The following is a 20957-nucleotide window of genomic DNA, read 5'->3' on the forward strand; positions in this document are numbered from 1 at the left end:
GTGCTCGTGGGAACTACAGCGTCACGCGCCGCGTTCAATGAGTGATGGCGCGGTGACACAGTGCTACAGCGAATGCCGGAGAGACCGGTCTCGGACCATGAGGGCGGCCCGCTTCTCGGGCAGGTCGACCTCGGCGGAGAACCGGAAGCCGGCGGTCAGAAATGCGGCGATCGAGGGGGTGTTGCGAATGTCGGGTTCCGCGACGACGCGTGCGCAGGAGGACCGGTGCGAGAGAGCGAGATCGGACACGGCTCTCAACAGCAGACCGCCCAGGCCGCGCCCCCGGTCGGCGACAGCACCGACGAGGAGATGGATTCCCGTGTCATGAGGCCGGGCGGGATAGTGGCGGGCCAGCGGGTCGAGGTCCGCCCGGTAGATCTCCCAGTAACTCATCGGCGTCCCGTCCAGCACGCCGATACAGGGGACGCTGCGTCCGTCGCCGGCGAGCTGTGTCCGAAGGTGCTTCTCGGTCACCTCCTGTGGTCCGGACAGCTCCCAGAACGCCGCGCCAGGGTCGTTCATCCATCGGCTGATGAGCGGAAGGTCACGGCCGACGCGCACGGGGACGAGGTGGAAGACGCCGGCGGAGGTCTCGGCCCGGCCCCAGTCGGCGACGCGGTCGAGGAGGTCCGCCGTGAGGGGAACAGCGGTACCGGGGTCGGTGGTGGGGTCGGTGAAGGGCACCGGACGCTCCTCTCGGTAAAGGAGGTGGGGCATGTCCACAGGGGTGAAGGAGGTCGGTCGTGGTCAGGGACGGTCAGGGTGATCAGGAGTGCAGGGGGTTGGCGATGGTGACGTAGACGGACTGGGTGTCGACCGGGCCGACGAGTTCGTCGAGGCCGTGCAGCCGGGTCAGCAGGTTGGCCTTGCAGCGCAGCACCGGTGAGTCGAGCAGGCGGGCGGGCAGCGACGTGCGCAGCCGGGCCGGACCGGAGGCGACGTTTCCGAGGAAGCAGCGGAAGGCGGCGAGCAGCAGCCGCTCGTCGGCAAGTCCCTGGGAGCCGAACGCGCCGATGAGGCCGAGCACGTTGTTGACGGCGAGGTAGTACGCGAAGCGCTCGTCGACGACCTCGTCACGGACGAACGTGTCGCTCTGTTCTCCGATGCCGGGCAGCCGGTCCTCGAGCTCCGTGCGCCGGGACTCGCGGAAGTAGTAGCCCTGGTTGTCACGGTAGCGGCCGCCCGTGGGCCAGCCTTCGGCATTCAGCACAATCAGGGTGTTCTGCTGGTGCGCTTCCAGGGCGATGCCGGCCTCGGCGTCCAGCCACAGTACGGGGCGCACGACGTGCTGGAGGTAGCGCAGGAACCACTCGGCGGCTACGGCTCCGTGCGGCCGGCCGGTCCGGCGGGCGAGACGTGTGACGACCTCGGCCAGCCTGGACCGAAACACTGGGCGATGGGTCTCCGGGCGGTCCGGAACGGCCTCGGGCCGGGCAGGCCGGCTCGGGCGCGGCGAGACGAGTCCGGCCACGCAGGACACGTCGTCGGAGGAGGTGAACGGGTTGTGGCGGATCACCACGTCCAGTCCGGGCAAGGGAGCACCGTCGGGATCGTCTACAGCCAGCCAGGCCGGGTCACGCACGATGTCGAAGCCCGGGTGCACAGCACTCCACCGCTGGGCGAGTCCGCCGCGGAGCAGGCGGTGGACCTCGACGCCCCGGTGTAGTTCCTTACGGAGGTTCTCGCGGCGGGAGTTGGTGATGCAGAGGCCGAGCGACAGTTTGAGCATCGCGGGGGCATTGGTCCGGTAGACGGTGCGTACGGAGGAGGTGGGATGCCAGGGAGTGCCGTGAGTGCCGAGGTCACGGAGCAGCCCCGAGTCCAGCAGGGCGGCCGTCTCCGGACGGTGCCGGACCTCGCACGCCTGCCAGGGGTGCAGGGGCAGCAGGGCGTACCCGTCCGGCAGTGGCAGGGCGGTGCCGGCCAGTCGTGGGGTGAGCCGGGCGGCGGGGACGGGGCGGCCGCGTTCGGTCCAGGCGGAGTCGGTGGCGAGGACGGAAGGAGCGACAGCCAGCCAGTGCAGGGAGAAGGAGCCGCGCGACTCGGGTGAGTAGTGCCGGGCTTCGGTCTCGGAGAGGCCCTCGCGGCTCTTCGGGGACGGATGCAAGGGGTGTCCGAGGACGAGCGCCTGCTCTGCCGCGAGGAAGAGGTCAGGGCCGTCGGCCGGACGTTCCCGGCGGTCGCTGACGAAGGCGGCGACACGGCGGAGGGAGTCGGCGACGCCCGCGACCAGTGGGACGCCGCCGAGGCCGTCGCAGGCAGCGACACCGACGGTGGAGTTGTGGGCGCCGGTGAGCCCGGGGCCCGGGGCGGGGCTGACGCAGGGGCCCGTGTCGGTGTCGGTATCGGTGTCCGCGCTTTCGGCGAACGTCTCTCTGGTGAGCAGGGCAGCGACCGTGACGGCGTCGGCCGGCGGGGCGTTGTCGGGGGCGTCGGCCAGTTGCGGCAGGCCGAAGCGGTGCCAGCCCGTCGGGGACCAGTAGCGGACCGGGGCGATAAGGGCGGTGCCGCTGGCGGGAAGGGGGATGCGAAGGATTCCGTCGGCGGGGGCGGGCTGGTCGTTCTCGCGCACCCAGCAGCGCAGCAGGTTCTCCACGGCGGCCGCCTGGGCGGCGATGTGCGGGTCGGGGTGGTCCAGAAGTTCGGTGACAGGTCCGGGGTTCAGCTCCCCGGCGGGCAGCGCGCCGGGCCGCTGGCCAGGAACCGCCGACTCCAGGCACGGACCCGGCAGTCGGGCGTCTACATAACCCGTTCCCCGCGTCGCGGCGTGTCCATTGGGCTCGGGAAGGGCGTTCAACACGGTTACCTCGTGGGGTGGTTCAGGGACGCGCGGTCGGGGCGTACGAGCCGAGAAGTTCACTCTGCTTACTGGTTGGAGTCCGAGGGCTCACGGCGTATACGGCGCCGCTGCCGCGTCCGCCTGGCGCCGGGCGGCCGCTCGCACGGCGTCGGCCAGGCGGTCCAGCACGGCGGTCGCCTGTTCGTCGGTGATCGTCAGCGGCGGCAGCAGACGTACGACGCTCGTGTGACGGCCGCCGAGTCCGACGATGAGGCCGCGCCGCAGGCACTCCCGCTGGACCACGGCGGCGAGTTCGGGGGCGGCGGGAAGGGGCCGGCGCGCTCGGTCCGGGATCACCGGTGCCGCCGGAACGGCGGATGCCTCCACCGCGCGGTCCCGGCAGCGTCCCCCAGTCCCATCGGCGCCCGAGTCACCACGTACCGCTTCCCGGGGAATCCGCCCGACTCCCGCGACTTCCCCGTTCTCCCGGGCCTCCCCGTCGGGATCCACGAACTCCACCCCGATCATCAGGCCCCTCCCCCGCACTTCCCCTACGCAGGTGAACTCCCCTGCCAGCGAGCGAAGTTGGCTCAGCATGCGCGCGCCGAGAGCCGCCGCACGCTCGGCGAGGCTGTGCTCCCGGACATGGGCGAGGGTTGCCGTGCCGGCGGCCATGGCGAGCTGGTTGCCGCGGAAGGTGCCGGTGGGGGCGCCGGATTCGCCGGTGTCGAGGTCGTCGCGGTGGACGACGACGGCCAGGGGCAGACTGCCCCCGATGGCCTTGGAGAGGACCATCACGTCGGGGGTCACTCCGCTGTGTTGCACGGCCCAGAAGGCGCCGGTGCGCCCGACGCCCGTCTGGATCTCGTCGGCGATCAGCGGAACGGACCGGTCGGCCGTGAGCTGCCGCATGCGCCGCAGCCACACGTCCGGTGCGGGAATCACCCCGCCCTCGCCCTGGACGGGCTCGACGATCATCCCGGCGGGAAGTGGCACGCCCGACGTGGGATCGCCGAGGACGGACTCGGTCCAGCGGGCGGCGAGGTCGGCCCCGGCCTCACCACCGACTCCGAACGGGCAGCGGTAGTCCTGCGGGTAGGGCAGGCGGGTGATCCGTACGTCGTGGGCGACGGTGGACGCGGCGGGCGGCCCGGCTGCCCTACCGTGGCAGGCGCCGGTGAACGCGATGAGGCCGGTCCGCCCGGTCGCCGCGCGGACGAGTTCACCGGCGGTCTCCACGGCGTCGCCGCCGGCCGGGCCGCAGAAGCGCACCCTGGCCCGGTCTGCGAGGCCTGGCGGCAGGGTGTGGAACAACTCGGTGATGAAGGCGTCCTTGACGGGGGTGGCCAGGTCGAGGACGTTCAGGGGCGCCCCGGAGTCGAGGACCTTGCGGATGGCCTCCAGGACGACGGGGTGGTTGTGCCCGAGCGCGAGCGCGCCGGCGCCCGAGAGGCAGTCCAGGTATCGGCGACCGTCAGCGCCCTCGATGGTCATCCCTCGCGCCCGCACCGGGACGATCGGCAGGGCCCGGGCATAGGTCCGGGCCGCGGGCTCGCGCGCGGCCTGGCGGCGCAAGATGCCCTCCTGTGCGGCGCGCGTTCCTGGTGCCGTGCCGTCGTCGACCGCACCACCCGGGAGGGTTCTCACCGGCGTACGCCCCACAGCGGCCTCCTCTGACGCACATCCCCCACGGGTGGATTCCGCCACGACTTCCCTGACCTCCCACTGGGCACGGGCACAGAGGACCGCACGCAGACAGCAGACCCCCCACCGCTACCAACCCCCGACCGCTCACCTGGTTACGGGTTGCTTCAAGATCCTTTCCGTGACGGAACTGTTGCGGTTCCGTCGGACCGCCCCCACAGCCACCGCATAGTGTGTGGTGCCGTTCCCGGGCGCCGGGAGGCCGGCCCGAACTCCCCGCGAGTTCGACGGACACCGCACCCGAGGCGCCGGTTCGTCCCAGTTCGCCACATCAGGGGGAGTCAGATCATGCGATCCATACGGCCGTCGTCCACCACCAGCCGAGGGGGGTGGACGCGCCGCAGGAACTCCCCCGTGCTGGCCGCCGCCGTCCTCGCCTCGGCGCTCGCGCTGACCGCCACCGCCTGCGAGTCGGGCGACGCCGCGGCGGGCGGTGAGGCCTCCGCAACCGCCTCCGCCTCCGACGACGGCAAGCTCAAGATCCCGGACGACATCAGGGACCGGCTCCGCGAGCACGGGATCGACGTCGACAAGTGGAAGAACGGCGCCTGGAAGAACTGGGACCGGGACGACTGGCTGCGCGAGGCCAACGAGTACGTCAACCCGATCATCGAAGGCCTCTGGAACCCGGACCGCATGCGGGAGGCCGAGGAGCCCGACCAGGGCGTGGACGACAGCGACCTCTCCGGTGACCAGGGCGTCACCGACCCCACGCCCGAGCCCGTCGAGGCGCAGGCCGTGCCGCCGTCCTACCACGCCAACGCCCCCACGGCCGGGAAGGTGTTCTTCGACTCCCCCAAGGGCTCGGCCGTCTGCTCGGCGACGGTGGTGAAGGACCCCGCCCACCCGGGCAAGTCCAACCTGGTGTGGACGGCGGGCCACTGCGTGCACGCGGGCAAGAAGGGCGGCTGGTACCGCAACATCGCGTTCGTACCGTCGTACAACGACGACGGCAAGCCGGTCGCGGAACTGGAGAACGCCACCCGGGAGGATGTGGCACCCTACGGCGTCTGGTGGGGCGACTGGGCGCAGACCTCGGACCAGTGGATCGAGCAGGGCGGTTCGACGGGCGGTGACGGCGCTCCGTACGACTTCGCGGTCATCCATGTGACGCCGGAGAAGGGCAGCGGCGGCAAGTCGCTGGAGGAGATGGTCGGTTCGGCGCTGCCGGTCGACTTCAAGGCTCCCGCCGTGCCGAAGACGAAGAGCGTCACGGCGATCGGCTACCCGGCCGCGCCGCCGTTCGACGGGCAGAAGCTGTACCGGTGCCAGGACCGTCCCGGTCGGCTGTCGGTCACGGCGTCGGATCCGACGATGTACCGCATCGGCTGCACCATGACCGGCGGTTCGTCGGGCGGCGGCTGGATCGGGACAGGATCGGACGGCAAGCCGGCGCTGGTGTCCAACACCTCGATCGGCCCGGTGACGTCGGGCTGGCTGGCCGGACCGCGCCTGGGCGACGCGGCCAAGGGCGTGTACGACTCGGTGAGCAAGAAGTTCGCGGGCCGCTGACGGCAGGCTGATCAGCGCGGTGGTGGCGCCGGGGACTCACGGAAACCTTCACCGGCCCACCGCCGTTCGCCCCCAACTCCACGGGCATAGTGGGGAGTCACGCATCGGAGGCCACACGGCGGCCTCTGCGTGACAAGCACATGACATTCAAGCGCGGCAGCATCTTTCTGCGCGCACCAACGGGGGTCATCGCACCATGCGTTCCACACGTACGCCTGCGGCACCGAGCCGCGGGCGGCGCACCGTCCTCGCCGCCACCGGGCTCGTCGCCGCCCTGGCACTGACGGCCACCGCCTGTGACGGTTCGGCGGACTCGGCGAGCGACAAGCCAGACGCCACCACCTCGCAGGCCGCGGACGGCGGCGGCAAGGTCCGCATCCCGGCCGAACTCGCCGGCAGGCTCGAGGAGCACGGGATCGACGCCGGCCGGTGGAAGGACGGGGGCTGGAAGGACTGGGACAGGGACAAGTGGCTCAGTGACGCCAAGGACTTCGTCAACCCGGTGATCGAGGGCCTCTGGAAGCCGGACCGGATGCAGTCCGCGAAGGAGGCCGACAAGACGGTCACCACGAAGGACGCGTCGGCCGGTCAGGGCGCCAGCGACCCGGATCCGGCGCCGGTCCGGGCACAGGCGGAGAAGACGCCGTACCACCGGAACGCGGCGCCGGTCGGCAAGGTCTTCTTCGACTCCCCCGACGGCCCGGCAGTCTGCTCCGGCACGGTCGTCAAGGACGTCAACCACCCGGGCAAGTCCAACCTGGTGTGGACGGCGGGCCACTGCGTGCACGCCGGAGGCGACGGCGGCTGGTACCGCAACATCACCTTCGTCCCCGCCTACAACGACTACGGCAAGTCGGAGTCGGAGCTGACCAACGCGAACCCGGCCGAGATCGCCCCCTACGGCAACTGGTGGGCGGACTGGGCCTCGTCCTCGAACCAGTGGATCAAGGGCGGCTCGGAGACCGGCGGCGAGGGAGCCGCGTACGACTACGCCGTGCTGCATGTGAAGCCCGAGCGGGGCGGCAAGTCCCTGGAGGAGACGGTCGGCGCCGCGCTGGATGTGGACTTCTCCGCGCCCTCCGCGGCCGAGGCGCGCAAGATGGGCGCCTGGGGATACCCGGCCGCGCCGCCCTACAACGGCCTGAAGATGTTCAAGTGCGTCGACGTCCCCGGCCGGTTCTCACTCAGCCCGACCCTGCCGACGATGTACCGCATCGGCTGCACCATGACCGGCGGTTCGTCCGGCGGCGGCTGGTTCCGGGTGCGGGACGGCAAGTCCGTGCTGGTGTCCAACACCTCGATCGGCCCGGCCGACAACACCTGGCTGGCGGGCCCGCGGCTGGGTCGCGACGCCGAGGCGCTCTACCAGAACATGAGCAAGACGTACGGCGGTCGCTGACCGCACCACGCCGAAGGCCCGCTCCCCGCGGACGGGGAGCGGGCCTTCGGCGTGCTCGAGCGCTTGCGCTTACGTCAGAGCGCCGGCGCCGGGGCGTACGGAGCGAGTTCCGCCGCCAGTTCCTCGTGCACCCGCACCTTGAGCAGGGTGCCCTCCGGGGTGTGCTCCTCGGAGATCACCTCGCCCTCGTCGTGGGCGCGGGCGACCAGCTTGCCGTGCGTGTACGGCACGAGCGCCTCGACCTCGACCGAGGGGCGCGGCAGCTCGTTGTCGATGAGCGCGAGCAGCGTGTCGATGCCCTGGCCGGTGCGGGCCGATACGGCGATGGACCGCTTCTCGACACGCAGCAGCCGCTGCAGCGTGAGCGGGTCGGCCGCGTCGGCCTTGTTGATCACGACGATCTCGGGTACGTCGGTGGCGCCGACGTCCCTGATCACCTCGCGCACGGCGGCCAGCTGCTCCTCCGGGAACGGGTGCGAACCGTCCACCACGTGCAGGATCATGTCGGACTCGCCGACCTCCTCCATCGTGGAGCGGAACGCCTCGACCAGGTGGTGCGGCAGATGGCGCACGAAGCCGACGGTGTCGGCCAGCGTGTACAGCCGCCCGCTCGGGGTCTCGGCCCGGCGCACGGTCGGGTCGAGGGTCGCGAACAGGGCGTTCTCGACCAGCACGCCCGCGCCCGTGAGGCGGTTGAGCAGCGAGGACTTGCCGGCGTTGGTGTAGCCCGCGATGGCGACCGAGGGCACCTTGTTGCGCTTGCGCTCCTGGCGCTTGATCTCGCGGCCGGTCTTCATCTCCGCGATCTCCCGGCGCATCTTCGCCATCTTCTCGCGGATCCGCCGCCGGTCCGTCTCGATCTTGGTCTCACCGGGACCACGGGTGGCGAGGCCGCCGCCCTTGCCGCCGCCCATCTGACGGGACAGCGACTGACCCCAGCCGCGCAGCCTCGGCAGCATGTACTGCATCTGCGCGAGCGCGACCTGTGCCTTGCCCTCTCGGGACTTGGCGTGCTGGGCGAAGATGTCCAGGATCAGGGCCGTACGGTCGATGACCTTGACCTTGACGACGTCCTCGAGGTGGATGAGCTGGCCCGGGCTGAGCTCACCGTCGCAGATGACGGTGTCCGCTCCGGACTCCAGGACGATGTCCCGCAGTTCCTGGGCCTTGCCGGAGCCGATGTACGTGGCCGCGTCGGGCTTGTCGCGGCGCTGGGTGACACCGTCGAGCACGAGCGCGCCCGCCGTCTCCGCGAGGGCGGCGAGCTCCGCGAGGGAGTTGTCCGCGTCCTCGATGGTTCCCGAGGTCCAGACGCCGACGAGGACGACCCGCTCCAGGCGGAGCTGGCGGTACTCGACCTCGGTGACGTCCTCGAGCTCGGTGGAGAGGCCCACCACACGGCGCAGGGCCGCGCGGTCGGAACGGTCGAACTGTTCGCCGTCCCGCTCTCCGTCGATCTCGTGGCTCCAGGCGACGTCCTCTTCCATCAGGGCATCGGCCCGAAGACCCTCGGGGTGGCTCTGCGTGAAGCGCTTGGTGTCCTGGGAGGGGGAAGAAGAGGAGGTCATTGGATCCTTACGTAGCTGGGAAGCCGGTCAATGTTCAGAACGCACGAGCACTCCGGGAGATTCCCGGCGCTCCCGTGCCGCGCCGACCTGTCGATAGTCGCACGGCACGGGGCGTCTCGTCACCGTGTTATCGGGCGGCTCCCGGGGCGGGTGCGGCCTGCTTCGCGGGGGCGGCCTGCTTAGCGGGGGCGGCCTGCTTGGCAGGTGCCTGAGGCTTCCAGTCCGAGTGGCCCGGCATCGGCGGGGTCTTCTCGCCGTACAGCCAGTCCTTGAAGAAGCCGTTCAGGTCGCGCCCGGAGATCTCGGCGGCGAGCCGGACGTAGTCCTGCGTCGAGGCCGTGCCGTCCTGGTGACGGCCGACCCAGGCGCGCTGCAGGCGGTCGAAGGCCGGGCTGCCGATCTCCTGGCGCAAGGCGTAGAGGACGAGCGCCGCGCCCTCGTACACGTTGTGCCGGAAGATACCGGTCTTGCGGCCGGGCTCGGGGGCCTTCGGCGCGGCCGGCGGGCCGCCGACCGTCCGCCAGCCGTCGGAGGAGGCGTAGGCGGCCTTCATCCGGTCCCGCATCGGCTTGCCGCCCCGCGCCTCGGCGTACAAGGCCTCGTACCAGGTGGCGTATCCCTCGTTGAGCCACAGGTCCGACCAGGTGCGGGGGCTCACGCTGTCGCCGAACCACTGGTGGGCCAGCTCATGGACCATGATCGACTCGACGTACCAGTCCGGGTAGGCGGACTGGGTGAAGAGCTCACGCTCGAAGAGGGAGAGCGTCTGGGTCTCGAGTTCGAAGCCGGTGGAGGCGTCCGCCACGAGCATGCCGTACGTCTCGAAGGGGTAGCGGCCGAGCTTCCTCTCCATCCAGGCCATCTGGGCGGGGGTCTTCCTGAGCCAGGGTTCGAGCACCTTGCGGTCCCGGGTCGGTACGACGTCCCGCAGGGGCAGCCCGTGCGGGCCGGTGCGGTGCAGCACGGTGGAGCGGCCGATGGAGACCTGGGCGAGCTCGGTGGCCATGGGGTGATGGGTGCGGTAGGTCCACGTGGTCGAACCGTTGTTCTTGGCCACACCGGCGGGCAGGCCGTTGGCGACGGCGGTGAGGCCCTTGGGCGCGGTGACCCGGATGGTGAACATCGCCTTGTCGGAGGGGTGGTCGTTGCAGGGGAACACCCGGTGCGCGGCATCGGCCTGGTTGGCCATGGCGAGGCCGTCCGTGGTGCGCACCCAGCCGCTCTCGAGGCCCTTGGCGGACACGGGGTCGCTGGTGTGCCGCACGGTGATCCGCATCCAGTCGCCGTCCGGCACGGCTTCCTGGGGCGTGATCACCAGGTCCTCGCCGGCGGTGCTGAACCCGGCGGGCTCGCCGTCGACCTCGACCGAGTCGACCGTGCCGTGGGAGAAGTCGAGATTGACGCGGTCCAGGTCGGCGGTCGTCCGGGCCTTGATCGTGGTGACGGCCCGCAGCGGCCGGCTGTTGCTGCCGGGATAGGTGAAGGAGAGGTCGTACGACGCGACGTCGTAGCCGGGGTTGCCCAGGTACGGGAAGAGGCGGTCGCCGACGCCGAGGGGGACGACGGGGGCACTCGCGGCGACGAGGCAGACGGAGACGGCCGAGGCGAGCAGCGCCGCCGCCGTTCTCCGACGGCGCGAACGGGGGGCCTGGGTCTGGGGGGTGAGGAGCATGCCCCACGGCTATCAGCGCAGGCGAGCGCGGTGGGGACGGCGCGCGTCCGGCCCGCCCGGGGCTCACCCGCCCGGCCGTCCGTCCGTACCTGCTCAGCCGCCCTGAGGCTGCGGCTGCGCCCGGCTGACGTCGTACACCCCGGCCACGTCGCGCATCGCGCGCATGAGGGCGGGCAGGCGGGCCGCGTCCGGGAGTTCCACTGTGTACGTGTGCCGCACCTGCTGCTGGGTCGGGGGCTCGACGGTCGCGGAGACGATCTCGGCGCCTTCGAGGGCCATGGCCTCGGTGAGGTCCGCGAGGAGATGGGGCCGGACGAACGATTCGGCGGTGAGCGTGACCCGGCACTCGGTGGTGTCGCCCCAGCGCACGCCGACCTCCCCACGCCCCGCGTCCTTCATACGGGCCACGGCGGCGCATTCGACGCGGTGCACGGTGACCGCTCCGCCGCGTACGGAGAAGCCGGTGATCCCGTCGGGCGGTACGGGCGTACAGCAGCCGGCGAGCCGGACGGCCGCGTCGGGCAGGTCGGAGAGGACGTGGCCGGTGGCGGGGCGGACGGACGTCTGCTCGGTGGGCGCACCGTCCGGGCCGGAGGTGTCGCCGCCGGAGGGCCGGGGAGCCGCCGCGCGTTCCTCGGCCCGGCGGTCCTCCCGGGTCTCGGTCCGCTGGGCCTCGGCCTGTGCCGGGTGCGCGGTCAGCCACCGCTGGATGGCGATCCGGGCCGCGGGTGTGTGGGCGTGCTCCAGCCACTCCCGGGACGGCTCGGACGCCGGGTCCTGGCCCATGAGGAGCTGGACCGTGTCGCCGTCCTTGAGGACGGTGCTCAGCGTCGCCAGTCGGCCGTTGACCCGGGCGCCGATGCACGCGTGCGCGTCCTCGCCGTACTGCGCGTACGCGGCGTCCACACAGGTCGCCCCGTCGGGCAGGCCGATCGTGCCGCCGTCGGGCCGGAACACGGTGATCTCGCGGTCCTGGGCGAGGTCCTCGCGCAGCGTCGACCAGAAATGGTCCGGGTCGGGTGCCGCCTCCTGCCAGTCGAGGAGCCGGGAGAGCCAGCCGGGGCGGGTGGGGTCGATGCGCTCGCCGTCGGCCGGGTCGTCGGGGGCCGGTGCGTAGGGGTTGCCGAGCGCGACCACTCCGGCCTCGGCGACCTTGTGCATCTGGTGCGTACGGATGAGGACTTCGACGACTTGGCCGTTCTCCTGGGCGACGGCCGTGTGCAAGGACTGGTACAGGTTGAACTTCGGTACGGCGATGAAGTCCTTGAACTCCGAGACCACCGGCGTCATACAGGTGTGGAGTTCGCCCAGGACGCCGTAGCAGTCGGCGTCCTCGTTCACCAGTACCAGGACCCGGCCGAAATCGGAGCCGCGGAGCCGGCCGCGTTTGCGGGAGACCCGGTGCACGGAGACGAAGTGACGGGGCCGGATGAGGACTTCGGCCGGGATGTCCGCCTCGCGCAGCACGGTCCGCACCTCGTCGGCGACCTCCGCGAGCGGGTCGTCCGCGCGGGCGGCGTTGCGGACGATCAGCTCCCTGGTCTGCGCGTACTCCTCGGGGTGGAGGATCGCGAAGACCAGGTCCTCCAGTTCGGTCTTGAGCGCCTGGACGCCGAGCCGTTCGGCGAGCGGGATGAGCACGTCACGTGTCACCTTGGCGATGCGCTCCTGTTTCTCGGGGCGCATGACGCCGAGGGTGCGCATGTTGTGCAGCCGGTCGGCGAGTTTGATCGACATGACGCGGACGTCGTTGCCGGTGGCGACGAGCATCTTGCGGAAGGTCTCGGACTCGGCGGCGGCGCCGTAGTCGACCTTCTCCAGTTTGGTGACGCCGTCGACGAGATAGCGGACCTCCTCGCCGAACTGGTCTCGGACCTGGTCGAGCGTCACGTCCGTGTCTTCGACGGTGTCGTGGAGCAGGGACGCGGTCAACGTCGTCGTCTCGGCGCCGAGTTCGGCGAGGATCAGGGTCACCGCGAGCGGGTGTGTGATGTACGGCTCGCCGCTCTTGCGCATCTGCCCGCGATGCGAGGACTCGGCCAGGACGTAGGCGTGGCGCAGGGGTTCGAGGTCGGCGTCGGGGTGGTGCGCCCGGTGGGCCTCCACGACGTGGCTGATGGCGTCGGGCAGCCGGTCGCGCGCGGCGGAGCCGAGGAGCGCGGCTCTGCCCAGACGGCGCAGGTCGATCCGGGGACGGGCCTTTCTGCGCGGGGCCGTCGGCGTCACCGTGGACGCCACCGCGCCCGGCATCGGGCCTGGGGTCACGGAATTCGTGGCCTCCGCACTCATGGGCACCTCCGGCTGCGTGGACCGGCGGACGGGTGCCCCTGGGCGGACACGGCTCACGGGGCGGCTTCGGTCCCCCGTCCGGGCCGGTGCTTGATGCTACCGAGCCCACCATGCCCGGCTGACCGCCTCTCGCCGAGCGTGAAACTGATCACCCATTCGAGGGATGAATGTGAGGTTTGTGCCCCGTTACGTCGCGACCGCGACGGCTACTTTCCGCCAAGTGGCCGATTTCCACGGCGGTTTCGAGTCGAGTGGCCGAGGGCGAGCGGCTGTTTCGGGCCGATCGCCCCCTGCTCACGCGCCGGTGGCGGTTTCCAGCCAGACCGAGTCGATCTCGCCCTCGGCCACGATCACGGCGGGGCCGGTCATCTCGATCTCGCCGTCGGGCCGCTCGGTGATCACCAGAGTGCCGCCGGGGACGTCCACGGTGTACGTCGCCGGGGTGCCGGTGGCCGCCGGGTCGGCGCCGTCGCGCCGGGCGGTGGCCACGGCGACCGCGCACGCGCCCGTCCCGCAGGAACGGGTCTCGCCGGAACCCCGCTCGTGCACGCGCATCGCGACGTGCCCAGGGCCTCGGTCGATCACGAACTCGACATTCACACCGTCCGGGTAGGCGGCGGCCGGGCTGAAGGGCGGCGGGGAGAGCAGATCGCCCGCGTGGGACAGATCGTCCACGAAGGCGACCGCGTGCGGGTTGCCCATGTTGACGTTCCGCGCGGGCCAGCTGCGCTCCCCGACGCTCACCGTGACGTCGCCCTCGGGGAGCAGCGCCCTGCCCATGCCCACGGTGACGTCACCGTCCTTGGCGATGTGCACGGCCTTCACGCCCCCGCGCGTGGCGACGGCGATGTCTCCTTCGGTCACATGTCCGGCGCGCTGGAGGTAGCGCGCGAAGACCCGCACGCCGTTGCCGCACATCTCCGCGATCGAGCCGTCGCCGTTGCGGTAGTCCATGAACCACTCCGCCTCGGCCGCCAGGTGCCGGGCCTCGGGGTGCGCGGCGGAGCGCACCACGTGCAGCAGTCCGTCACCGCCGATGCCCGCGCGGCGGTCGCACAGGGCGGCGACGGTGGCCGGGGGCAGGTCGATGGTGTTCTCGGGGTCCGGGACGATCACGAAGTCGTTCTCGGTGCCTTGGCCCTTGAGGAAGGCGATCCGCGTGCGCGTGCTCATTCCTCGATCGTACGGGGCGCTCCGCGGGGAGAGCCGGATCGGGGAGGTGCGGTCCCAGTGCGGTCCGTCGCGGGCTGCGGGTGCGTCGTGGCCTGTCGCGCAGTTCCCCGCGCCCCTTTGGGGCGCGTGCCCTAGCGGAGCCTTGCCACTCGCCAGACGGCGAGGATCACGACGACCGCCACTACCAGGGCGTACGCGAGGACGACGCGCCAGTCCGGTCTGCGGCCGGAGTCGCGGGGCGGGAGGCCCGGCCAGGTGTGGCCGACGCGGCGGGCGGCCATCATGCCCCAGCCGGCCGCGCACGAGCAGATCAGCAGGCCGAGCATGGCGATGACGGCTCCGCTGTCGCCGAAGTCGAAGGCGAGCGGGAACGCGAACATCAGGGAGCCGAGTGCGGCGAGGCCCACGATGGGCGCGAGCTGCCAGATGCGCATCCGGCGCTGCGGGCGCAGCTCGACCTCGACCTCCTCCGCGAACATCTCGTCGGGCTCGGGGCCGTCGTCCGTCACACCCTGCGTCTCGTCGTCGGGCCCGTCGGAGCTGAGACGGTCCGTCTCCTGCTCGGGTCCGTCCCGGCGCTCCGGTCCGTCCAGACGCCCCGGTTCATCCCGGTCGGCGGTGATGTGATCGGTGCTATGTGCGGTGTCGCGAGGGCCGGCCTCCATCGCCACGCGCCCTCCCAACTAGGACTCACTCGGTCGATCGAAGCTCGATGATGGCACGCCGCCGGAGGCCCGGATGACGGCCTGGGCGTCCCGATGCCATGACGTGATCAGGCTGTAACCGGTCGTTCGACCAAGGACAGCGCGAGCTGCGGAAGTTCTGTGAGATCGGCCGCGGCCCCACTCAACCAGTGCACCCGCGGATCGCGCCTGAACCAGGAATCCTGACGGCGCGCGAAGCGCTTGGTGGCACGCACGGTCTCGGTCCGCGCTTCCTCGATCGTGCACTCCCCGGCAAGCGCCGCGAGGACCTGCTGGTAGCCGAGCGCGCGCGAGGCCGTACGCCCTTCTCGCAACCCCTGCGCCTCCAGTGCGCGCACCTCGTCCACGAGGCCGGCGTCCCACATGCGGTCGACCCGGCGTGCGATGCGCTCGTCCAGCTCGGGGCGGGCCACGTCGACGCCGATCTGGAGGGTGTCGTAGACGGAGTCGTGGCCGGGGAGGTTGGCGGTGAAGGGCCTTCCGGTGATCTCGATCACCTCGAGGGCCCGGACCACCCGGCGGCCGTTGCTCGGCAGGATCGCGCGACCGGCCTCGGGGTCGGCGGCGGCCAGGCGGGCGTGCAGCGCGCCCGAGCCGCGCAGCGTGAGTTCGTCCTCCAGGCGGGCGCGGACCTCGGGGTCGGTGCCGGGGAACTCCATCTTGTCGACGGCCCCGCGCACATACAGTCCGGAGCCGCCGACCAGGACCGGCCAGCGCCCCTCGGCGAGCAGGGCCTCGATGCGCTCCCGGGCGAGACGCTGGTACTCGGCGACGGACGCCGTGACGGTCACGTCCCAGATGTCCATGAGGTGGTGCGGGACGCCGCCGCGCTCCTCGGGCGTCAGCTTGGCGGTGCCGATGTCCATCCCTCGGTAGAGCTGCATGGAGTCGGCGTTGACGACCTCGCCACCGAGACGCTGGGCCAGGAAAACGCCCAGATCGGACTTTCCGGCCGCGGTTGGTCCGACGACGGCGATGACGCGGGGGGCGGTGGGTGCACTGCTCACCGACACAGTCTCGCAAACCTGGAACCCCGCTCTCGAACGAGTTACGTGACGCCGCAACTCCGGGGTCGTTGCCCGTTGCGAGGTTCCTGCCGCCGGATCGCGGAGGCGGTGGCCCTGGTCGCGCAAACGGACGCACCGGGCAACGCGGGATTTCGCCCGCATGAGTAATGTATGGAGTGGATATGGGCGTTTTTGCACGACTTCTCCGACGATCGAAGGCCACGCCTGAGGCGCCTGCCGCCGAGGCTCAGTCAGATACGGCGAAGGCCGGGTCCGAGGCGGAGGAGGCGGCCGAGTCCCCGGAGGCGAAGGGGGCTGACGGAGCCACGGAAACGGCCGAGGCGAGTGCCGAGGCCGGCGAGGGCGAAGGCGTCGACATCCCCAAGCAGCAGTCCACCGACAAGGCGGCCGACAACGAGGCCGGCGAGGGCGCCCGTACGTGACCGCCCCGCGTGAGGGAAGGTGAAGCGATGGGTCTCCTGGACAACGTGAAGGCCAAGCTGGGCCCGGCCAAGGGCAAGGTCTCGGACCTCGCGCAGCGGCACGAGGGCAAGGTCCACCACGGTCTCGAGAAGGCCGCGCATGCCGTCGACAAGAGGACCAAGGGCAAGTACAGCCACAAGATCCAGTCGGGCACGGGCAAGGCCAAGGACGCCATGGGCCGACTCGCGCACCAGGGCGACCACGGACCGGACGCGGCGGACACGACACCGCCGCGGGACGCGGGTGGCACGACGCCGCCGCCGGCCGCGGGCGGCACCACGCCGCCGGACGGGCCACCGCCCACTTCCTGACGGGCACGGGAAACGGCGGACGGCCGCGGAGCACGAGGGCTCCCGGCCGTCCGCCGTTTCCCGTGCCGTGCTGTCCGGTCTACGACCAGGTGGCCACGACATACCCCACGCCGTACGGCGCGTCCTCGAACAGCAGTGATCCGCCGAGGTCCGTGCCCTCGGCCGCACCCGCCAAGACCTGCCAAGGCGCCCGGCCGGACGCCTTGAGCTCGTGCGCCAGCCGCGTGTCCAGCGCCGTGAGGGCGGCCAGGTCCGCCACGCCGAGCGCTCGCCCGACTTCGGCGTCGAAGGGCGCCGCCCGTTCGTCCAGATAGCCCGGGGCCTTGAGAGTCCGGCACGCACTGGCGTCCCCCATCACCAGCAGCGCGACCCGCTCGGCCCGTGCGGCGATGTCCCGTCCGGTGCGGACACATCTCTCGGGCGTGAGGGATTCCCCCACCCCGAGCCCCTCGACCGGGGAGTCGGACCACCCGGTCCGCTCCAGCAGCCAGGCGGCCACCGCCAGCGAGTACGGCAGCCGCTGTCCTCCTCGCGTGCCCTCGGCCGGTCCCAGCCGTACGTCGAGATCGACGCCGAAGCTCCGGAACGAGCCCCGTGTCCCCTCCGGGTAGGTCTCGGGCCCGGCGCTCCCCGCCGGCCCGACGGCCACGACCCGGTCGGGGCGGGCGGCGGCGAGCACACCCAGGGCGTCCGTGCACGCCGCCCGCGCGGGGTCCAGCTCCGGTGCGGCGCCCGCGGCGACCTCGGGGACCAGAAGGGGCGGGCAGGGGCAGACAGCGGCGGCGACAAGCATGATCGGCAGGGTAACCCCGGGAACCCACGCGCGCGCATCCCGCATCCCGCATCCCGCATCCCGCATCCGGCGAACCGGCTGGGGCCCTCCGCCGGGCGGACCGACGGCGGAAGCCGGGCAGGAACCTGCCCACGACGCGGGGCTGGGAGTTCCCGGGCGGGCCCCGCCCGGCAGACCGCAGACCAGGGAACCCCCGGGCGGGCCCCGCCTGGCAGACCGCCGACCAGGGAACCCCGGGCAGGAACCCAACCACGACACCGGCCGGAAAACCCGGTCCTGACCCGCCCGGCAGGGTCTGCGGTCAGGAGCCCTGAGGTAAGGGCCCGTCCGCCTCACCGGCCAGCGCCGGGGGACCCCGTAGAGAACTGGTCAGTCCAAGGCGCAGCCGCTCGTCGCCGCCGGGAGCGGCTCGGGGACGCCGATCTTCGGGAGGCCGAGGAGGACGCCGGCCGGCTGGGCCGGCTTGCCCGTCTTCTCGGCGTTGCGCTTCTCCCAGGCGTCGCCCGCGCGTGTGCGGCGCACGTCGAGCACGGCGCCCTCGGCGAGGAGGTGGTGCGGAGCGGCGTAGGTGATCTCGACGGTCACCACGTCACCGGGGCGGACCTCCTGGTCCGGCTTGGTGAAGTGGACGAGGCGGTTGTCGGGGGCGCGGCCGGACAGGCGGTGTGTGGTGTCGTCCTTGCGGCCCTCGCCCTCGGCGACCATCAGCTCCAGCGTGCGGCCGACCTGCTTCTTGTTCTCCTCCCAGGAGATCTCCTCCTGGAGGGCGACGAGACGCTCGTACCGCGCCTGGACGACCTTCTTGGGGATCTGGCCGTCCATGTCGGCGGCGGGTGTGCCGGGGCGCTTGGAGTACTGGAAGGTGAAGGCCTGGGCGAAGCGGGCCTCGCGCACCACGTGCAGCGTCTGCTCGAAGTCCTCCTCGGTCTCGCCGGGGAAGCCCACGATGATGTCGGTGCTGATCGCCGCGTGCGGGATGGCGGAGCGGACCTTCTCGATGATCCCGAGGAAGCGCTCCTGGCGGTAGGAGCGGCGCATGGCCTTGAGGACCGGGTCCGAGCCGGACTGCAGCGGCATGTGCAGCTGCGGCATCACGTTCGGCGTCTCGGCCATCGCGGCGATGACGTCGTCGGTGAAGTCGCGCGGGTGCGGGGAGGTGAAGCGGACGCGCTCCAGGCCGTCGATCTTCCCGCAGGCGCGCAGCAGCTTGCTGAACGCCTCGCGGTCGCCGATGTCCGAGCCGTACGCGTTGACGTTCTGGCCGAGCAGCGTGATCTCACAGACGCCCTCGCCGACCAGGGCCTCGATCTCGGCGAGGATGTCGCCGGGGCGGCGGTCCTTCTCCTTGCCGCGCAGGGCCGGGACGATGCAGAAGGTGCAGGTGTTGTTGCAGCCGACGGAGATCGACACCCAGGCCGCGTACGCGCTCTCGCGGCGCGTCGGCAGCGTCGAGGGGAACTCCTCCAGCGACTCGGCGATCTCGACCTGCGCCTCCTCCTGCACGCGGGCGCGCTCCAGCAGGACGGGCAGCTTGCCGATGTTGTGCGTGCCGAAGACGACGTCCACCCAGGGCGCCCGCTTCACGATGGTGTCGCGGTCCTTCTGCGCCAGACAACCGCCGACCGCGATCTGCATGCCGGGGCGGCTCGCCTTCTTCGGCGCGAGGTGGCCCAGGTTGCCGTACAGCTTGTTGTCGGCGTTCTCCCGCACGGCACACGTGTTGAAGACGACGACGTCCGCCTCGCCGTCGGAGCCCTCGGGGGCGCGCACATAGCCCGCGTCCTCCAGCAGACCGGACAATCGCTCGGAGTCGTGGACGTTCATCTGACATCCGTAGGTGCGAACTTCATATGTCCTGGATGTCTGCTCATCCACTGCCGGGCTCCGGTCGCTGCTGATGGTCATGGCTCAAGGGTAGGCGCTCCCGGCCGACGGCCGCGTACGGCCGGTTCAGGACGCCTGCAGGACCGAGGGCCCTTCCTCGGCGACGCGCTCGACGATCGCGGGCGGCAGACGGTCGTCGGTCACGATGGTGTCGAGCCCGTTGAGGGGGGTCACGTTGAACCGCTCGACGATGCCCCACTTCGTGCTGTCGGCGAGCAGGGCGACCGAGGCCGCCGCCCGCATCACGGTCTGCTTGAGCAGCACCTTGTCGGTCGAGGGACTGGTCACGCCGTGGGCCAGATCCCAGGAGCCCGCGCTCAGGAAGCAGAGGTCGATGTTCAGCGCCCCGATGGCGTGGGCGGCGAGCGGCCCGCTGCTCGATCCGCTCGACACGTCGATCTCGCCCCCGGTGTGAATGGCGCGGATCTCCGGGAGGCCGCAGAGCGCGATCGCGGCGTGGAAGTCGTTGGTGACGACGGTGAGGTCCTTGCGGCCGGCCAGGAACGGGACGGTGGACTGGCAGGTCGTGCCCGCGTCGAGGAAGACCGCCATGCCGTCCTCGACGAGGCCCGCCGCGGTCTCGGCGATGGCCTGCTTGCGGGGCAGTTCCAGCTGGGCCCGGGACGCCCTCTCGCGGGGCGGGGCGTGGCCCGTCCAGTCCGCCAGCCTGACACCGCCCTGGACCGACACCACCTGGCCGCTCTTCTCCAGGGCGGCGATGTCACGGCGCACGGTCATGTGGGAGACGTCCAGCCGCGTCATGAGCTCGCGGATGCTCAGCACCCCGGTGCTCCGCAGCAGGCGCAGCAGTTCCTGGTGCCGCTGTTCCGGAATCAGCGGTGCCCTGACCATCACGTCTCCTCCAGACCGGTACCGAGGGAGATCAGATTAACTTCCCGTTCCCGACCTAGTGACAATATGTGAATTCATGTTCTAGCGTGTTCCGCCATGGTAACGAAGTTTCAATCCCTTGACGCGATCGTCCGCACCGGAGCCCTGCTGATCGTCCGGCTGGACAGCGCGGAAGAGGCCCTGGCCGTGTCCGAGGCCGCGATCGAGGGCGGTGTGCGCGCACTGGAGATCACGCTCTCGGTGCCGGGCGCATTGGATGTCATCTCGAAGCTGTCCGAGCGCTACGGCAAGGACGGCGTGGTCATCGGCGCCGGGACGGTCCTGGACGGGCAAGCGGCCCACGCCTGCGTCTCGGCCGGGGCGAACCTGCTGGTCAGCCCCAACCTGAACCCGGCGATGATCGCGGCCGCCAATCGGTATCAGGCGGTCACCGTCAGCGGTGCCTTCACCCCGACGGAGATCGTCGACACGATGCAGGCGGGCGCCGACATCGTGAAGCTCTTCCCCGCCGAGTTCATGGGCCCCGAGTACGTCCGGACCGTCAAGGCTCCCCTCCCCCAGGCACCGCTCATGCCCGCGGGCGGTGTCTCGCCCGACAACGTGAAGGCGTGGTTCGACGCCGGTGTCGTCGCGGTCGGCGTCGGCAGCTCCGTGACCAAGGCCGCCCGGCCCGACGGTGACTACCGCCGGGTGACCGAAGCGGCCCGGACCGTCCTGCGGTCCATCGAAGACGCCCGGGCCTGACGCCCGGGCACCCCGACTCCGCCCACCCCCCACTCCTGACCCTTGCGGTGTCCCGTCCCCCTCCCCAACCCTTGTGGTGATCC

At 71.4% G+C, this 20957-nt stretch carries 17 protein-coding genes; 5 read left to right on the top strand and 12 right to left on the bottom strand.

Features of this window, described 5'->3' with window-relative positions:
• Nucleotides 1-63: 63 nt before the first annotated feature.
• The 3 genes from ACFZBT_RS11345 to ACFZBT_RS11355 all read right to left on the bottom strand — a co-directional run bounded on the left by ACFZBT_RS11345 (nucleotide 64) and on the right by ACFZBT_RS11355 (nucleotide 4426).
• Nucleotides 64-717: a GNAT family N-acetyltransferase gene (locus ACFZBT_RS11345; RefSeq protein ID WP_391101337.1), complete on the bottom strand. Its 654-nt coding sequence runs from the start codon at nucleotides 715-717 to the stop codon at nucleotides 64-66.
• Between the two features lie 49 nt (nucleotides 718-766).
• Nucleotides 767-2797, bottom strand: a complete 2031-nt coding sequence (locus tag ACFZBT_RS11350) for an IucA/IucC family protein (RefSeq protein ID WP_391101340.1) — start codon at nucleotides 2795-2797, stop codon at nucleotides 767-769.
• 90 nt (nucleotides 2798-2887) lie between these two features.
• Nucleotides 2888-4426: an aminotransferase class III-fold pyridoxal phosphate-dependent enzyme gene (locus tag ACFZBT_RS11355; protein ID WP_391101342.1), complete on the bottom strand. Its 1539-nt coding sequence runs from the start codon at nucleotides 4424-4426 to the stop codon at nucleotides 2888-2890.
• Between the two features lie 345 nt (nucleotides 4427-4771).
• Here ACFZBT_RS11355 and ACFZBT_RS11360 point away from each other — a divergent pair, with 345 nt between their 5' ends.
• Together ACFZBT_RS11360 and ACFZBT_RS11365 are read left to right on the top strand one after the other, a co-directional pair.
• The gene (locus ACFZBT_RS11360; RefSeq protein WP_391101345.1) at nucleotides 4772-5995 is read left to right on the top strand and encodes a trypsin-like serine peptidase; all 1224 of its coding nucleotides are present in this window, start codon (nucleotides 4772-4774) and stop codon (nucleotides 5993-5995) included.
• Nucleotides 5996-6191: 196 nt separating this feature from the next.
• The gene (locus tag ACFZBT_RS11365) at nucleotides 6192-7394 is read left to right on the top strand and encodes a trypsin-like serine peptidase (protein WP_391101349.1); all 1203 of its coding nucleotides are present in this window, start codon (nucleotides 6192-6194) and stop codon (nucleotides 7392-7394) included.
• Between the two features lie 74 nt (nucleotides 7395-7468).
• Here ACFZBT_RS11365 and hflX read toward each other — a convergent pair whose 3' ends face one another.
• The 6 genes from hflX to miaA form a co-directional block, all read right to left on the bottom strand.
• Nucleotides 7469-8962 carry a GTPase HflX gene (gene hflX, locus ACFZBT_RS11370; RefSeq protein ID WP_391101351.1) on the bottom strand — a complete coding sequence of 498 codons (1494 nt, stop codon included), beginning with the start codon at nucleotides 8960-8962 and terminating at the stop codon, nucleotides 7469-7471.
• A gap of 127 nt (nucleotides 8963-9089) precedes the next feature.
• Nucleotides 9090-10634 carry a M1 family aminopeptidase gene (locus tag ACFZBT_RS11375; RefSeq protein WP_391101354.1) on the bottom strand — a complete coding sequence of 515 codons (1545 nt, stop codon included), beginning with the start codon at nucleotides 10632-10634 and terminating at the stop codon, nucleotides 9090-9092.
• A 93-nt stretch (nucleotides 10635-10727) separates the two neighbouring features.
• Nucleotides 10728-12923 carry an HD domain-containing protein gene (locus tag ACFZBT_RS11380; protein ID WP_391101357.1) on the bottom strand — a complete coding sequence of 732 codons (2196 nt, stop codon included), beginning with the start codon at nucleotides 12921-12923 and terminating at the stop codon, nucleotides 10728-10730.
• 294 nt (nucleotides 12924-13217) lie between these two features.
• Entirely contained in the window at nucleotides 13218-14096 is an 879-nt protein-coding gene (gene dapF / locus ACFZBT_RS11385) for a diaminopimelate epimerase (protein WP_391101360.1), read from the bottom strand.
• Nucleotides 14097-14227: 131 nt separating this feature from the next.
• Nucleotides 14228-14761 carry a hypothetical protein gene (locus ACFZBT_RS11390; protein WP_391101487.1) on the bottom strand — a complete coding sequence of 178 codons (534 nt, stop codon included), beginning with the start codon at nucleotides 14759-14761 and terminating at the stop codon, nucleotides 14228-14230.
• Between the two features lie 107 nt (nucleotides 14762-14868).
• Nucleotides 14869-15807, bottom strand: coding sequence for a tRNA (adenosine(37)-N6)-dimethylallyltransferase MiaA (gene miaA / locus ACFZBT_RS11395; RefSeq protein WP_391101363.1), 939 nt, complete (start codon nucleotides 15805-15807; stop codon nucleotides 14869-14871).
• Between the two features lie 182 nt (nucleotides 15808-15989).
• Here miaA and ACFZBT_RS11400 point away from each other — a divergent pair, with 182 nt between their 5' ends.
• The gene (locus ACFZBT_RS11400) at nucleotides 15990-16250 is read left to right on the top strand and encodes a hypothetical protein (protein WP_391101366.1); all 261 of its coding nucleotides are present in this window, start codon (nucleotides 15990-15992) and stop codon (nucleotides 16248-16250) included.
• Nucleotides 16251-16277: 27 nt separating this feature from the next.
• Entirely contained in the window at nucleotides 16278-16601 is a 324-nt protein-coding gene (locus ACFZBT_RS11405) for an Rv0909 family putative TA system antitoxin (protein ID WP_391101369.1), read from the top strand.
• Nucleotides 16602-16680: 79 nt separating this feature from the next.
• On the opposite strand, the gene ACFZBT_RS11410 is transcribed toward ACFZBT_RS11405, so the two are convergent.
• From ACFZBT_RS11410 to ACFZBT_RS11420, 3 genes are all read right to left on the bottom strand, one after another.
• Complete coding sequence (locus tag ACFZBT_RS11410) at nucleotides 16681-17394, bottom strand: class III extradiol dioxygenase subunit B-like domain-containing protein (RefSeq protein ID WP_391101372.1); 714 nt, start codon at nucleotides 17392-17394, stop codon at nucleotides 16681-16683.
• 369 nt (nucleotides 17395-17763) lie between these two features.
• A complete protein-coding gene (gene miaB / locus ACFZBT_RS11415; protein WP_391101375.1) occupies nucleotides 17764-19299 on the bottom strand; it encodes a tRNA (N6-isopentenyl adenosine(37)-C2)-methylthiotransferase MiaB in 1536 nt (511 codons plus the stop codon).
• Nucleotides 19300-19344: 45 nt separating this feature from the next.
• Complete coding sequence (locus tag ACFZBT_RS11420; protein WP_391101378.1) at nucleotides 19345-20130, bottom strand: DeoR family transcriptional regulator; 786 nt, start codon at nucleotides 20128-20130, stop codon at nucleotides 19345-19347.
• 96 nt (nucleotides 20131-20226) lie between these two features.
• Between ACFZBT_RS11420 and ACFZBT_RS11425 the strand changes: the two genes are divergently transcribed.
• Nucleotides 20227-20874 (top strand): bifunctional 4-hydroxy-2-oxoglutarate aldolase/2-dehydro-3-deoxy-phosphogluconate aldolase, encoded by a 648-nt coding sequence (locus tag ACFZBT_RS11425; protein ID WP_391101381.1) that lies wholly within the window; start codon nucleotides 20227-20229, stop codon nucleotides 20872-20874.
• The last annotated feature ends 83 nt before the right edge of the window (nucleotides 20875-20957 follow it).

Source organism: Streptomyces sp. NPDC008137 (assembly GCF_042957035.1).
Lineage (GTDB): Bacteria > Actinomycetota > Actinomycetes > Streptomycetales > Streptomycetaceae > Streptomyces.